A 13,536-nucleotide genomic window follows, 5' to 3' on the forward strand; every position below is an offset into this window, starting at 1 on the left:
CACAGGAGTTCCTTCGGACTGAGCCACCCGCGACGGGATGAGTTGGTCACGCCCCACGACTCCTCGCCCCCGTGCGTAAGCAACTGAACCGGGTGCACACCGGGTCCACACCAGGCACCCCAACCAGGAAGAGACGCATGCCCCATCTTGCGCTGTACACATTCGGCGTCCTGAAGTCACCTCTCGCCGATCCCTCACCTCTCACGCACGAGTTCTACGACATCGGTGAGGCCGTCTACCGGAAGATCAGTCAGCACCCCGGGTACCTCGCGCGTGCTGAAGCGGCGGACGGTGACCGGGGCATGCTCTTCGAGGCGGACTGGGGTGCATGGGGAGAGTTCGCCGTACCGACCTGGTACGGCAAGGGCCGCACGGTGGAAACCACCGCCCTGGCCGCGACACTCTCCCTCTGGACCGACCTGCGCCCCGCCTTCGACGCCGTCTACACCGGTCTGCACCGTGAGGCGCTGAACCGGCGTTACGACTGGTTCGAGAGGGCAGAGCACCCGAATTACGTGTGCTGGTGGGTCGCCGACGGCGCGATACCCACCTGGCAGGACGGGGTTTCCAAGCTGGAGCACCTCCACGACCACGGCTCCGTGCCGCACGCCTTCACCTTCCACCACTCATTCGCCCCGGACGGAACTCCGACCAGGGTCAAAGGCATCGGGCCGAAGAGCGACCAGGTTCGCTGACAAGGGAGGCTTCGCCCTCTGCCTCGCGAGCACCGATGAGTACCAAGACGCAGCCGACCACTCAGCCTCGGCGGTCGGCCTCCGCGCACCGCAGCCGCTGCCCCCTCAGCCGCCGCAGTGGCTGTCCGTCTGCGGCCGCCGCCCCGTCGTCAGGAAGGCGGTGACGGTGCGGTCGCCGCAGGCGGGGCCGTTGTTCAAGTAGGCGCCGTGGCCCCCGTGTTCGAGCGTGAGCAGCCGGGCCCGCTCGCCCAGGGACCGGCGCATCCTCAGCGCGCCGAAGTACGGGGAGTAGGGGTCCCGGCGGTTCTGGACCATCAGGATGTTGGACGGGCCGTCGGCGGTGATCCGGGTGGGCGGCTCCGCCGGTGCCTGCCAGAAGCCGCAGGGCGTGATGTTGACCGGCAACCCGGCCGTGAGCGGGTGCCGGGCGCGGTCGGCGGCCACCGCGCGCCGGTGGGCGGGGACCGACGCCGGCCAGCGCACATCGTTGCAGACGGTGGCCGTCATGGCCGCCGCGTCCTGGTCCGACAGCGGCCCCGCGAGGGTGTCCGGCAGCACCGGCTCGGCGGCCGGATCCTGGGCCTGCTGGATGAGCCGGGCGGTCCCGGCGAACAGTGCGTCGCTTTGCAGGGCGTTCTGCAGCGCCTGCCGCAGCCGGTTGCCGGTCAGCGGGACGCCCGGTGTGGTGGACTTCTTCGGTTCGCGGTCGAGCTTCGCCGCCAGCGCGAGGAACAGCGGCCGGACGTCCCGCGGCCGCCGCGCCAGCCGCAGCCCCTCGCTCTCCCGTGCCGGGTCGGCGGCCCAGGCCGCGAAGTCGGGGAAGCGGTCGTCCGTGCCCGCCGACGTGTTCGCCAGCCATCCGCGCCCCACCCGGGCCGGGTCGGGGTCGCTGCTGCTGTCCAGCACCCAACGGTCGGTGTGCCGCGGGTACTTCTGCGCATACACCGCTCCGACGTACGTCCCGTACGAGTACGCCCAGGCCGACAGCTTCTCCTCGCCCAGGGCCCGGCGGAGGCGGTCGATGTCGCGCGCCTCGTTCACGGTGGTGAAGCTGCGCAGCACGGCACCGCCGTGGCGGCGGCACGCCTCGGCGATCCGCCGGGAGCGGGCGGCGTTCCCGTCGATCTCGCCGTCCGGCCCCGGCCAGGACCGCAGGGTCACCAAGTGCCGGTCGGCCGCGTCGAGTTCACAGCTCGCCCGGGTGCTTCCGCCCGTTCCCCGCGGGTCGAGGCCGACCAGGTCGTACGCCCCCGCCATCGCCTTCCGCAGCGCCGGACCCTTCGCCGCCAGCCGCTGCACCCCGGACCCGCCCGGCCCGCCGGGGATCACCAGCAGCGTCCCCCGCCGGGCCGCGGGCCGCTCACTGCGCACCCGGGTCACGGCGAGGCTCAGCTGCGGGCCGTCCGGGTCGCGGTAGTCGAGCGGTACGGGCAGCCGGGCGCACTCCTGGCCGGCCGGGCCGCCGGGCTCGGCGCAGGGCCGCCAGGCGAGGGCGGGCACGGTGGCGCCGGGAGCGTCAGGAGCGTCGGCGCGGACCGCCGGGGCGGCCGCGGTCAGGGTGGTGGCGACGGTGGCGACGGAGAGCGTGAGGAGGAGGGCGCGATGGGGGTAAGTCGTCATGGGGCAAGGGTGGTTGAGCGGTCCTCCACCGCCCATCCGGCAGACCTGAGACCGGGGGTGGGGTTAGCCCGAGGATGCGGCGTCGCGCGCCGTGGGCCGTTCCGGACCGGCCGGTCCGCGCTACTCGCCGATGCCGATCAGCGCCAACGTGATGTTGTCGGGGCCGCCCGCCTCGATGGCGGACTTCCACAGTTCGAAGGCGGCCCGGCCGCCGCTGTGGAGTTGCAGCACGTCGTTGAGGGCGTCCTCCGGGACGGGGTCGGTCAGACCGTCGGTGCACACCAGGTAGCGGTCGCCCGCGGACAGCGGCACTTCGGTGACATGGGCGGTGATGGCGCTGAACTCCGGTGTGCCGCCGAGCGCCTGGGTGACGAGCGAGGTGGTGCGCCGCCCCGGCGACAGCGGCGGGCTGTCGTCCACGCTCACCTGGCGCAGACCGTCCGCCGTCGTGTCGAGCACCCGGCTGTCGCCGACGTTGAACACCAGCAGCGACTCCGCCAGGACGACCGCTCCGGCGACCGTGGTGCCCATGGTGGACAGCTCCGGGTCCCGGCCGGCGGCCGCGTACACCGCGCCATTGCAGAGGTTCAGGGCGTCACGGACGGCTTCCTCGGTGCCCAGGGTAGGACCCAGCGCCGCCAGTTGCCGTACGGCCAGGGCGCTGGCCACCTCTCCGGCCGGCTGCCCGCCGATACCGTCGGCGACCGCGACGACGAGCGGGGTCCCGAGCGGGAACACCAGGGTCTGCGGGTTCTCGGTCATGGTGCCGCAGAGCGTCCAGGGGCCGGCCACCAGGCTGTCCTCGTTGTGCTCGCGGAGCAGGCCGGGGTGGCTCAGCGCGGTCACGGTGACGTACTCCATACCCCTGTCCCGTTCCGGGCCTCCGCTCCGGCAGGCCCCGTGTCCCCCGGGGCGTTCCGTACCACCATTGTGGGCGCCGACCGGCGGCGGCGCGCGTCCGCAGCGGTCCCCCGGTCAGGCCGGTCCCCCGGTCAGGCGCTCTCCTTTCCGCCCAGGGTGCCCCGCTGCATCAGCCGGGAGATGTCCTTCCCGGTGATGATCCCCACGAGATGCCCCGCGTCCACGACGAGGATGCGGGCGCCGGTCCGCAGACTGAGCTTGTCCAGCGCCTCGGTCAGCAGATCGTCCGGGGCGGCGACCGCGCACTGGGACAGCGGGGTCGCGACCTCGCGTACCCGCAGCGTCTCCCGGCTCGGGGCCGGTACCGTCGCGAGCCGGCGCACCTGCACGATGCCGCTGGGGCGGCCCTCGAAGTCGAGCAGCGGCAGCGCGGAGTGCCGGGAGCGCACGGCCACCTCGTCGATGAAGCGCTGGACGGTCAGCCAGTCGGCGCCGCCGGCCACCGGAGACGACATCGCCTCGTCGACCCGGAGCCCCCGCAGCGCCCGGTGCAGGGCCGCGCGACGCCGCTCCGCGCCGGCGACGATCATGATGAAGAGGCCGATGAAGATGATCCACAGCCCGCCCGGCGCCCCGCGCAGCACCGAGATCCAGCCGGCGGCCACCAGCAGCAGCCCCATGATCTGCCCGCCCCTGGCAGCCGCCAGGTCCGCCCGCTCCCGGTCCCCGGTGCGCCACCACAGCACCGCCTGCACCACCCGGCCACCGTCCAGCGGCACGGCGGGCAGCAGATTGAACACGCCCAGGAACAGATTCGCCCAGCCCAGCCAGGCCAGGACGACGGAGGGCACGGCCCAGCCGGACAGCCCGTGCAGCCCGACCCCGGCCCCCAGCGCGATACCGCCGATGACCAGGCTGATGAGCGGCCCGCTGACCGCCACCGCGAAGGCCGCCCCCGCGCTCTGCGGCCGCCCCATCCGGGTCGTTCCGCCCAGCGCCCACAGCGTCACGTCCTGCACCGAGATCTTCTTGCGCAGAGCGGTCGCGGCATGTGCCGTCTCGTGCAGCAGCAGGCTCCCCATGAGCAGCGCGGCCCCGACGACCCCGCCGACGGCGTACACGGCGTCCGAGCGCCCCGGCGTCCAGACGGGCAGGCCCTGCCGGCCGAGTCCGTACGCGAACAGGCCGACCAGCAGCGGCACACTCCAGTGCATACGCAGCGGTACCCCGACCACCTGTCCGACGCGGACCGAGCCGTTCATCGTCGTCTCCTGCCGGCCCGGCGCCCGGTCCCTCCGGGCAGGTCTCGCCGACCCGCGCTCCGTGAACCGGCCGCCCGGCACCCACCACAATTGTCGCTCGCGGAACCTACGCTGGAAGGACGGGCCGGCACGCTGTCCGTCCGGACGGCGCCGCCGGTCGTCACCGACGAACCGCCGGAGGTGCGCCATGGGGCACAGCCACCACTTCCATCTCGATCAGGGTGACCACTCGATCACCGTGAACGTCGGGCCCGGCCGGTCCGGGGAGATCGAGCTCCTGGTCGACGGCAAGGTGGTCGCGTACCAGAAGGAACACAGCGCCGGCATGAATGTGCTGACCGGCGAACTCCCCGAAGAGCCCGCCCACCCCTTCCGGGTCCTGCTGCGCCAGCCGCACCTCGTCCCCTCCATGCCCCGGTGCACGCTGGAGCTGGACGGTGTGGAGCAGCCCATGCCGGAGCGGCTCGTGCTCTGAGCGCCGGATGCCGGATGCCCGGCCGCTCCCGGTGGCCCGCCGGCCGCGGACCGAGCGCCCCTGCCCGCCGCCGGTCCTCTTCGCCTGCCCGCGCACGGCCGGCCGTCCCGCGAAAGCCCCACGAAGTGTTGGGCCACCCGGCTGATTGTGGCCGCCGGGGGTTTTGCTCCCCGCGGGTTGAACGCCGGTGCGGGCCGACCGCGGCAGCACGATACGTCTGGCATCCGAAGGACGAAGAGGCGAGGAGCGACGTGAGAAGAATTGCGCAGGCAAGCACTGTTGTCGGGGCGTGCGGGCTGGTGCTGCTCGGCAGCGGGGTGGCCCGGGCCCAGGTGATTCCCAGCGACTCCCTGCTCGCCGCCGTCGTGGGCGCCGACGTCGGCACCGTGGCCGGCATGGTCTCCGGAGTGGTCTGCAACAACCGGCTCGCCGACTTCAACTACAACTCGCCGGTCTTCCGGTCGCCGCACCCCTGCATCAACGGTCCGGTACGCAGCGGCAACAGCCTGAACAGCGGCAACTTCATCAACCACGGCAACCCGAACAACAGCGGCAACATCGCCAACACCAACGGGTCGACCAACAGCGCCAACGCCGTCACCGGCGCTTCGCAGGGCAGCGGCAACAGCGTGCAGCACATCGTGAAAGGCCTCCTCCACTGACAGGGACCGGCCCCTGACACGGCTACGGCCCACGGTCCTCTTCGACAGCCGTTCCCCGAGCGCCCGGCGGATTCCGCCGGGCGCTCGCCGTTTCCCCCGCGGTCGTGCGGCGCCCCGGCCATCCGGCGCCCCGTCCGGACATGCCTCCGGCCCCGGACGCGCCGGGGCCGGAGGGCCTGATCAGCGTCGGGTCACAGCTTCTGCTTGCCGCCGCGGCCGATGTGCTGCTGGTTGTTGCTGGTCTTGTTCTCGGCTCCGGTCGTGCCGCCGGCGTCGTCGTTGGTGTTGCCGTTGACGTTGGTCGGGCTACCGCTGTTGCTGTTGTTGCCGGACAGGTGGACGTTCTGCGAGTTCCGGACGTTTCCGCTGTTCAGCGGCCCGTTGATGCAGATTCTGGCCCGGTTGCGGCAGCTGAATCCGGCATGGAAGTTGGCGAAGGTGTCGCTGTTCCACACGCCGTCCCCGTCGAACGGCCCGTCCCAGGCCTGCGCGGGCGACGCCCCGCCGACGGCCAGGAGCAGACCGCAAGCCCCTGCAATCACAACATTGATGCGTGCCATGTTCTTCACTGTGTGCTCCTGCACCTCGCGGTTGGTACCCCGCGCCTTGCTACCGGCCGTGCCCCCATCCACCAAGCCTGAGCAACGGCCCGTCCCGCGCATTCACCCGCACCGATCAGCGGATTCACCGTGACGGCCCCCAGGCGCACCGCGCCCGGCGGAGCGCGGCGCCGGACTCACGCCCGCAGCTGCAGCCGCTGCCCCGGGTAGATGTGGTCCGGCCCCTTGTCGAGGGTGTCCTTGTTCAGGTCGTACAGGGCCTTGGTGCCGCCCGGGGTACGGGTGCGCTCCGCGATGACGGAGAGGCAGTCGCCGGGCTGCACCACATAGGTGCGGGCGGTGGGGTGGCCGGAGGAGGTGCGGCTGCGGGTGCGGGGGGCCGCCTGCGGGGCCGGGTCGTCCGACGCGTTCCGCTCCGTGGCGCGGGAGGTGCTGTCGCCGTCGTCGGTGGTCCGGGCGCAGTTGGGCCAGGCCGACAGGCCTCGGTCCCGGACGATGCGCTCAGCGATGGCGATCTGCTCGTCGCGGGTGGCGAGGTCGGCGCGCGGGGCGTAGCGGCGGCCTCCGTAGGCGCGCCAGGTGGCGGGGTCGATCTGCAGACCGCCGTGGTAGCCGTTGCCGGTGTTGATGTGCCAGCGGCCGTTGCTCTCGCAGGCGGCGATGCGCTCCCAGTCCGGTCCCGGGCGGGCGGGCGAGCCGGCCGCCGCGGCACTCGGGGCGGCCAGGCCCAGGACGCTCAGCAGAACCAGCAGCACGGACAGGAGCGTTTCGACGGACCGTTTGGCGAGGGGCGACGGCATGACGGCAATCCTCCGCTGTGCTCCGACAACGCCGTGGCGCAGTACTCGCCACGACCGGTGGGCACCCACCAACCAACCCGGCAATATGGTTTTTGCCGTGTCCGGGCGCCGCGACATGCGGGGGTTTCACCCGGGTGGGCGCGCCTGCCGGTGCGTGCGCCGACGCCCCTGCGGAAACCGGGGAATCAGCCGACGGGGTAGGAGAAGGCTGGGGTGAGCGCGAGGGGTTCCGGGACGGCGACGGCGAACTCGTACGCGGAGGAGAACGCGATGTTCCGCACCGAGACCGGGACATCGAGGCCGTGGGGGCCGGGGACGGTGACCGTTCCGCGATCGCCGGGGAACCCCGCCTCGATGCGCTCCGGTGCAAGAGACAGCCCTCGGCCGACGGCCTGCAGGGCGGCGTCCTTGCGGACCCAGAAACGGGTGACGAGACGGTCGCGCTCGGGGGCGGGGCGGGTGGCCGCGATGCGTGACTCATGGCCGGTCAGCACCTCGTAGGGGGTGTCCGGCGGGGAGGCTTCGGGACGGACGGACTCCACCGAGAAGCCCATCCGGCGGGCGTCGTCCCCGCAGGCCACGACCAGCAGACCGCGGGTTCCGTACAGTTCCCAGTGCCCGGCGGCGGCCATCGCGGCGCTCACCCGCTCGGGGAGCCGGGACAGCAGCCGGCGGCGGTCCGCGCCGTCGAGGGTGGCCCGGGAACGGCCGTTGAGGGCCGGGCAGTCGTCGGGGGAGAGGCCCGTGCCGGATCCGTGGGGAGAGGCGGATCCTACGGGGACGACGAAGACCGGGACGGTGGTGGCGGAGTCCGGGGCGGTGGTGGCGGAGTCCGGGTGACCGGGTGCGGGAGCGAGCGGTGCCGGACAGGCGGGGCCGGGGTGGGGCCCGGGGTCCACCACGTGGTCAAAGGGGGCTTGGGGAGACAGATCGAGAAGAGCGGCGTTCGATTTCACGTACTTTCCGTCCTCCGCAGTTGAGCGGTGCCGAGGCCATACCGGGTGAGTGACTACCCGTCATAGGGATGGCCCCTCCCCCTTTTTCGCCTCCAACGATCGATACGGACAGCCCAAGTTTGCAGACCCTCCGCAGCGTTCGAGTCATCCCTCCTGCTGATGTACGGCTACATACTTCGATGTACAGGAGAGCGCCCCGAATTCCGGCGCCAGGGCCAGGAGAACGGGTAACCCGCCGAATACTGTCCTGGTGTGTGGTTACGTCCATTCCCCAGTACGCACGCGCGCCGGCACCCCTTACCGCTCCGTGACCTCAGATTGGCAGTGGGCTTCTTCGCCGGCTGCCTGATCCTGTATGTCGTGGGCGGGCCGCGGGTCATGGGGGGCGATATTCCCGCCTGGCAGGCCGTTCTGCCGGTGCTCGTGCTGTGTACCGCGACCGTCTTCCGCAGTGCCCTGCCGCTGGCCGCGCTCGCCGTCGGCACGCTCACCGTCACCGTGGAGTTGATCGCCGGCGGCGGGATGGGCCCCGTGCTCGTCTATACGGATCTGCTCTATGCGGCCGCCCTGTACGGAGCCCCGTGGCTGTGCCGGGTCCTGCAGATCGGGACCGTGGCGGCCACTCTGGCGGCCACCGTCGCGCTGGTCCTCATCGGCGACCGCTCCGAGGGGGTGACGACCGGCATCATCATCGCGGTGCTGCTCATCTCCCCCGTATGGACCGCGGTGGTGATCCGCAACCACAAGGAGCGGGCGGATGCCGAGCGGGAACGCGCCGCACAGATCGACCGGCTGGCGGAGCTGGACCGCAAGACCGTGCTGCAGACCGAACGCACCCGTATGGCCCGTGAGCTGCACGATCTGGTGGCCAACCACCTCAGTGCCATCGCCATTCACTCCAGCGCCGTGCTCTCCCTGACCGAGGCACAGCGGGAGAAGGACGGTGCGGCCGAGGAGGATCCGGTGCTGCGGGCGCTCTCGGTGATCCGGGAGAACAGTGTGCAGGGACTGGCCGAAATGCGCCGGATGGTGGTGCTGCTGCGGTCCGAGCGGGGGGTGTCCGACGACTGGGACCGGCCGCAGCTCAACGCGCTCGGCGCGCTGGTCGACCAGGCCCGGCCGGCCGCCGACGCTGCGGGGCTGACCCTGCACACCGAATTGCCGGAGAAATTCCCCGAGGTGTCGTCGGTGATCGAGGTGACGGCGTACCGGATCGTGCAGGAGGCGCTGACCAATGTCCTCAAGCATGCCGCGGCGGGGCGGGTGCGGATCCACTGTGAGGCCGGCGCAGAGCAGCTGACCCTCTCGGTCGACAGCCCGCTGGCCCGCCCCGACGGCCGGCCCCGGCAGCGTCCCATGGAGCAGCTGACGGCCGGTGCGGGCGCCGGGCTCACCGGGATGTCCGAGCGGGCCGCCCTGGTCGGCGGCAGCTTCGACGCGGGGCCCGACCGCACCGCACCGGGGCGTTGGCGGGTGCGGGCGGTGCTCCCGCTGACCCAGAACCCCTAGGAGACGAGAAAGGTGGCACAGCCAGTGAAGGAGTCAGCGGCGGACGAGCTGAGGGGCGGGGCGGCGACGGCGCCGGGGGAGCACCCGGCGGACGGGCCCCCGGGCATCCGGGTGCTGGTGGCCGACGACCAGGCGGCCGTACGGTCCGGGCTGGTCCTGGTGCTGCAGACCGACCCTGCCATCACGGTGGTCGGTGAGGCCGGGGACGGTGTGACGGCGGTCCGTATGGCCGCCGAACTACGGCCCGATGTCGTGCTGATGGACGTCCAGATGCCGCAGCTCAACGGGGTCGCCGCCACCCGCAGCATCGTGGCGCGCGGCCTCGCCCAGGTGCTGGTGCTGACCACCTTCGACCTCGACGAGTACCTCTTCGGGGCGCTGCGGGCCGGGGCCGGCGGCTTCATCCTCAAGAACGCGGAACCGGCCGTACTGGTGGGCGCGGTACGGGAGGTGGCGTACGGGGAGGGGTACCTCGCCCCGGCCCTCGCCCGGCGGCTGATCTGCGAGTTCGCCGGGCGGCAGCCGTCGGCGGGCGCCACCCTGCCGGACGGCGCCGCACAGGCCCTCGACGGGCTCACCAAAAGGGAGTTGGAGGTGCTGGCCTGTATCGCGGGCGGGCTGGGCAACAGCGCCATCGCGGAGCGGCTCCATCTCGCGGAGGGCACCGTGAAGACCCACACCAGCCGCATCCTGTCGAAGCTGAAGCTGCGCAGCCGGGTGCAGGCGGCGATTCTGGCGCAGCAGCACGGGATAGCCCTGCGGGGGTAAAAGAGAGCGCTCCCAGTGCGCGCCCCCGACCGGCCCCTGATTTTCTCCCGGCCGCCCCCCTAACCGTCCCCTAGCCGCCCCTGACAGGGCCGGGGGAGTACATAGAAAGTGACAGCCGGCGAGCGGAAAGTGCCTACCTGCGGATGATCCGAATGTGCCGGTCCGGGCGGAACACTGGTCCGCACAAGGAGTCCGCCACCATTCACACGGAGCGAGGGAAACCCATGAAGGGTGTTGCCTTAGGCATTGTTCTGACGATCGCAGGTCTGGCCCTTTGGCTGACCACGGAGGAAGTGGAGAATGCAGTCATCTCGCTTCACAAGGCCGGGCTGATATTAGCGATCGTCGGTGCCGCGGAGGCATTGTTCGCACTACTGGGTCTCGCAAAGAAGACCAAGAAATAACGCTCCCCGCACGGGGCGAAAGAATATGCGGCGCTACGCAGCCTTCATCCCGGCGGTCGTCAGTCCCGCTTTTCGATGAGCTCCGTCAGCCGTTCCCGGGCCCGCTCGGCGTGCCGGTAGGCCTGGGCCCGCCGGAACAGTTCCGCGGAATACCGGAAGTGCCCGGCGGCCCTTTCCCGGTCGCCCGCCCGCGCACATGCCGCCGCGACCTCCCCCAGCGCGGCGGCCTTCTCATGACTGCGGCCGGTGTCCGGGAGCGCGGCCAGCTCCGCGCCGAGGGCGAAGAGCCGGGCGCGGTCACCGGCCACCTCCGCACCGGCCGCGTCCGCGGTCGTCAGCCACAGCGGGAAGCCCGGCTCCTGGGCCACCGAGGCGACCACCAGACCGCGCTCGACGATGCTGCGGGCCGCCGCCGTCTCGCCGCGCCGCAGCAACAGCAGCGCGTAATGGCCGTTGATCTTCTCCCACAGCGGGAACCCGGCGGCGGGGGTGACCCGGCGCGCACACTCGCCCAGCAGCTCGGTGGCGCGCTCCGGCTCACCCCGGTCCCGCAGGTCGAGCGCCCGGTGCAGATCGACGGAGGCGCGCGGCCCGGGGAGCACACCGTCCGCCGGGGGCCGGCCGTGGTCGGTATCGGGCGCCCAGTCCGGGCAGCCGCTCCAATAGGCGCAGCGGGTCAGCACCTCAAGGACGAGCAGCGAGTGAAAGCCGGTGCCGGGGCGCTGGCCGGCGCATTCGAGGTGGCCGGTCAGCGCGTAGCGCAGTCCGTCCTGGACGCGGCCGGCCGACTCCAGCAGATCGGCGAGCGCGATCAGGGCGCGCAGCCGGGGCTCGGCGTACGGCTCGGGGGCGAGCACCTCCAGCATCCGCCGCAGGACCTCGGCGCCCTCATCGGCGCGGCCGAGCGTGCCCAGGATTTCCGCGATGGCGAGCTGGGCCTCGGTGAAAACATCGTCCTGCCGGTGGGCCGGCTCGATCTCGGCCAGCTCCCGGAATTCCGACAAGGCCCCTTCGACGTCACCGCCGTCCCATTGCCTGCGGGCCGCCACCAATCGTCCGACCAGATCGAGCCGGCGGGCCCGGCCGGTATCTTCCGCGGGCGCGACCGCTCCGGATATTTCCGCCACACCGACCCCGAGGCGTTCCGCCAGGATCTTGAGTGCCCAATCGCTGGGAATGCGCTTCCCGTGCTCCACCAGCGAAATGTAACTGGAGGACATTTCGGGTCCGGCAAGGTCGTGCTGTGTCATTCCCGCACTGACCCGGAGCTCTTTGATTCTCCTCCCGGTGTCCGCCAGCTCAGGCATTCCACAAACCCTCCGGATTTCGAACGGTGGATGACCCCGGGCGGCCGCGTCAAATCGCCGAGTCACAATGAGTGCTCGGGACTTTACCAAGGGGTCAAGAAGAAGTCGACCAATATGCGGATACTTTCACCGGCCTTCGCCGGGCGCACAGAGATCATTTCGAGGGGATGCGCGCAATGCGGACATCGCCCGCAAGGAGCCGGCACACCGCACCGGAAAACCGGTCGCCCGGTACACGTCATCGCACGGTCGCCGGGGCCCTCGGGGGCACGCATCGGCGCGCTGCGCCGCCGCCCGGAAAACATCACGGGCGCGCGGAGATACATCGGGACGTCGGGCGGCACTCGCCCGGCCCGCGGTCCACGCCGTCGACCACCTGCCGCTCACGGCCCACGGAAGTCCCGACTCGCATGCACTGCGTGCCGAGCTCGGGCTGGAGCTGGGAGAAGGCCCGGCGACCGGCGCCCCGGTCGGGGCGAAGCGGCAGAACTCCGGGGGTACGTCGGGTAGTTCAGGTCTGTGGTCGTGCGGTGGCTGAGGCTGTGACTGTCACTGCTGCTCTTGCTGCTGCTCTTGCTGCTGCTCTTGGTGTGGCTGTCGCTGCTGCTTTTGGTTCGGCTGCGCTGTGCCGGGTCTCCCGTTGATGCGGGTCTACGTCCGTCCCGGCGCCTTCAGGTGGTTCACGTCTGCGTACGTTTCACGTGGAACATGCCGGCTTCTGCACCCTCGTCCGCGCCTGCACCCAGACCTACGTCCGAACCTGCGTCTGCCTCTGTCTCCGGTGCAACACCGCTGCGTGCTGCCGCGATGGCTCATGTCACCGTGCTGCTGACTCCGTGCTGCTGACTCCGTGCCGCCGCGCGGTCTGTGTGCGCTGCCGCCTGGGTCATGCGTGTGGTCATGCCTGTATGCGCTGCCGCCGGTTCAGACAACGCGGGCGGTGTGCGCACGGTTGCGGGCCGCCGGGATGACGGCGGAGCCTGCGTCCGCGTCGGTCCGGCCGGCGTCCGGCGTGGCACCGGCCGGGTCGGTGAAGTCGTCGGCCGTCAGCGGCTCGGCGCCAGAGGTGATGCGGCTGCGCATCCCCGGCGAGGTGCCATGGGCCTCGGCACTGATGCGCTGCTTGATCGTGGGCGGCAGCTCCGGGCGGGGGAACATCCGGCGGGCGGGCCCGGCTTGGCCGTACAGCGGCACGGTGCGGGGAGCGGGTACGGCACGACTCCCCCTTTCCGGCTGGTGATCCGGCTCGGTGCAGCGCCCCACATCCGGGGCGTCACCACCCGGGGCCTCGCTGCCCGCGTTCCCCTTGTCCGCGTTCCCCTTGCCCAGGGTCCGCTCGTACAGTGCGGCGTCCCGGCGCGCGGCCGACGCCGCCGCGGAGACCCCCAGTGATGCCAGCAGCTTGCCGAGCATGACAAGGCACACCGCCCAGAACTTCATGACCTTGGTCGCAGCCATGGCCCCTCGCTTTCGGTCGGGATCTCCCCGAGAGATCCGTTGCGTCTACTTCGTTGCGTTCCTCTGTTGCTTCGCTTCAGTTGCGCCGCTACCGGTGCACCACTTGGATGGCGTCGCTTCTGTTGCGTTTTCTTATGATGAGTACGTAATGGGCGGATTCACGGACCGACGCCCCCGGATCGGCGTTCTTCCGATGAAC

The 13,536-nt window shown here is 71.4% G+C and carries 14 protein-coding genes; 6 read left to right on the forward strand and 8 right to left on the reverse strand.

Going from position 1 to position 13,536, the window contains the following annotated elements:
• The first annotated feature begins 137 nt into the window (after positions 1–137).
• Positions 138–695, forward strand: coding sequence for a DUF3291 domain-containing protein (locus NUT86_RS20275; RefSeq protein WP_274736848.1), 558 nt, complete (start codon positions 138–140; stop codon positions 693–695).
• 105 nt (positions 696–800) lie between these two features.
• Here the strand turns inward: NUT86_RS20275 and NUT86_RS20280 are convergent, their stop codons facing one another.
• The 3 genes from NUT86_RS20280 to NUT86_RS20290 form a co-directional block, all read right to left on the reverse strand.
• Positions 801–2,315 (reverse strand): alpha/beta hydrolase, encoded by a 1,515-nt coding sequence (locus NUT86_RS20280; protein ID WP_274736850.1) that lies wholly within the window; start codon positions 2,313–2,315, stop codon positions 801–803.
• Between the two features lie 120 nt (positions 2,316–2,435).
• Positions 2,436–3,176 (reverse strand): PP2C family protein-serine/threonine phosphatase, encoded by a 741-nt coding sequence (locus NUT86_RS20285; protein WP_018092325.1) that lies wholly within the window; start codon positions 3,174–3,176, stop codon positions 2,436–2,438.
• 131 nt (positions 3,177–3,307) lie between these two features.
• A complete protein-coding gene (locus NUT86_RS20290; RefSeq protein ID WP_274736852.1) occupies positions 3,308–4,438 on the reverse strand; it encodes a site-2 protease family protein in 1,131 nt (376 codons plus the stop codon).
• 187 nt (positions 4,439–4,625) lie between these two features.
• On the opposite strand from NUT86_RS20290, the gene NUT86_RS20295 reads away from it, so the two are divergent.
• Both NUT86_RS20295 and NUT86_RS20300 read left to right on the forward strand, forming a co-directional pair.
• On the forward strand, positions 4,626–4,913 hold the full coding sequence (locus NUT86_RS20295) for a hypothetical protein (RefSeq protein ID WP_018092323.1): 288 nt from the start codon (positions 4,626–4,628) through the stop codon (positions 4,911–4,913).
• Between the two features lie 251 nt (positions 4,914–5,164).
• Positions 5,165–5,575 (forward strand): hypothetical protein, encoded by a 411-nt coding sequence (locus tag NUT86_RS20300; RefSeq protein WP_026170102.1) that lies wholly within the window; start codon positions 5,165–5,167, stop codon positions 5,573–5,575.
• Positions 5,576–5,766: 191 nt separating this feature from the next.
• On the opposite strand, the gene NUT86_RS20305 is transcribed toward NUT86_RS20300, so the two are convergent.
• From NUT86_RS20305 to NUT86_RS20315, 3 genes are all read right to left on the reverse strand, one after another.
• Positions 5,767–6,144 carry a hypothetical protein gene (locus NUT86_RS20305; protein WP_018092321.1) on the reverse strand — a complete coding sequence of 126 codons (378 nt, stop codon included), beginning with the start codon at positions 6,142–6,144 and terminating at the stop codon, positions 5,767–5,769.
• A 167-nt stretch (positions 6,145–6,311) separates the two neighbouring features.
• Positions 6,312–6,935 carry a LysM peptidoglycan-binding domain-containing protein gene (locus NUT86_RS20310; RefSeq protein ID WP_018092320.1) on the reverse strand — a complete coding sequence of 208 codons (624 nt, stop codon included), beginning with the start codon at positions 6,933–6,935 and terminating at the stop codon, positions 6,312–6,314.
• Positions 6,936–7,120: 185 nt separating this feature from the next.
• Complete coding sequence (locus tag NUT86_RS20315; RefSeq protein ID WP_274736856.1) at positions 7,121–7,891, reverse strand: hypothetical protein; 771 nt, start codon at positions 7,889–7,891, stop codon at positions 7,121–7,123.
• Positions 7,892–8,215: 324 nt separating this feature from the next.
• On the opposite strand from NUT86_RS20315, the gene NUT86_RS20320 reads away from it, so the two are divergent.
• The 3 genes from NUT86_RS20320 to NUT86_RS20330 all read left to right on the forward strand — a co-directional run bounded on the left by NUT86_RS20320 (position 8,216) and on the right by NUT86_RS20330 (position 10,572).
• Positions 8,216–9,400, forward strand: coding sequence for a sensor histidine kinase (locus NUT86_RS20320; RefSeq protein ID WP_159487511.1), 1,185 nt, complete (start codon positions 8,216–8,218; stop codon positions 9,398–9,400).
• Positions 9,401–9,448: 48 nt separating this feature from the next.
• Positions 9,449–10,168, forward strand: coding sequence for a response regulator (locus NUT86_RS20325; RefSeq protein ID WP_266438803.1), 720 nt, complete (start codon positions 9,449–9,451; stop codon positions 10,166–10,168).
• A 224-nt stretch (positions 10,169–10,392) separates the two neighbouring features.
• Positions 10,393–10,572 (forward strand): DUF5708 family protein, encoded by a 180-nt coding sequence (locus NUT86_RS20330; protein ID WP_018092316.1) that lies wholly within the window; start codon positions 10,393–10,395, stop codon positions 10,570–10,572.
• Positions 10,573–10,631: 59 nt separating this feature from the next.
• On the opposite strand, the gene NUT86_RS20335 is transcribed toward NUT86_RS20330, so the two are convergent.
• Positions 10,632–11,879 (reverse strand): helix-turn-helix domain-containing protein, encoded by a 1,248-nt coding sequence (locus NUT86_RS20335; RefSeq protein ID WP_107451428.1) that lies wholly within the window; start codon positions 11,877–11,879, stop codon positions 10,632–10,634.
• A gap of 924 nt (positions 11,880–12,803) precedes the next feature.
• Positions 12,804–13,337 (reverse strand): DUF6344 domain-containing protein, encoded by a 534-nt coding sequence (locus NUT86_RS20340; protein WP_274736862.1) that lies wholly within the window; start codon positions 13,335–13,337, stop codon positions 12,804–12,806.
• Positions 13,338–13,536: the final 199 nt, after the last annotated feature.

This window comes from Streptomyces sp. G7(2002) (genome assembly GCF_028870195.1).
Lineage (GTDB): Bacteria > Actinomycetota > Actinomycetes > Streptomycetales > Streptomycetaceae > Streptomyces > Streptomyces nigrescens.

Excerpts from the sequence above, each read along its gene's own strand:
- NUT86_RS20275 (WP_274736848.1), top strand. The coding sequence starts at position 138 with ATGCCCCATCTTGCGCTGTACACATTCGGCGTCCTGAAGTCACCTCTC.
- NUT86_RS20280 (WP_274736850.1), bottom strand. The coding sequence starts at position 2,315 with ATGACGACTTACCCCCATCGCGCCCTCCTCCTCACGCTCTCCGTCGCC.
- NUT86_RS20285 (WP_018092325.1), bottom strand. The coding sequence starts at position 3,176 with ATGGAGTACGTCACCGTGACCGCGCTGAGCCACCCCGGCCTGCTCCGC.
- NUT86_RS20290 (WP_274736852.1), bottom strand. The coding sequence starts at position 4,438 with ATGAACGGCTCGGTCCGCGTCGGACAGGTGGTCGGGGTACCGCTGCGT.
- NUT86_RS20295 (WP_018092323.1), top strand. The coding sequence starts at position 4,626 with ATGGGGCACAGCCACCACTTCCATCTCGATCAGGGTGACCACTCGATC.
- NUT86_RS20310 (WP_018092320.1), bottom strand. The coding sequence starts at position 6,935 with ATGCCGTCGCCCCTCGCCAAACGGTCCGTCGAAACGCTCCTGTCCGTG.
- NUT86_RS20330 (WP_018092316.1), top strand. The coding sequence starts at position 10,393 with ATGAAGGGTGTTGCCTTAGGCATTGTTCTGACGATCGCAGGTCTGGCC.
- NUT86_RS20335 (WP_107451428.1), bottom strand. The coding sequence starts at position 11,879 with ATGCCTGAGCTGGCGGACACCGGGAGGAGAATCAAAGAGCTCCGGGTC.
- NUT86_RS20340 (WP_274736862.1), bottom strand. The coding sequence starts at position 13,337 with ATGGCTGCGACCAAGGTCATGAAGTTCTGGGCGGTGTGCCTTGTCATG.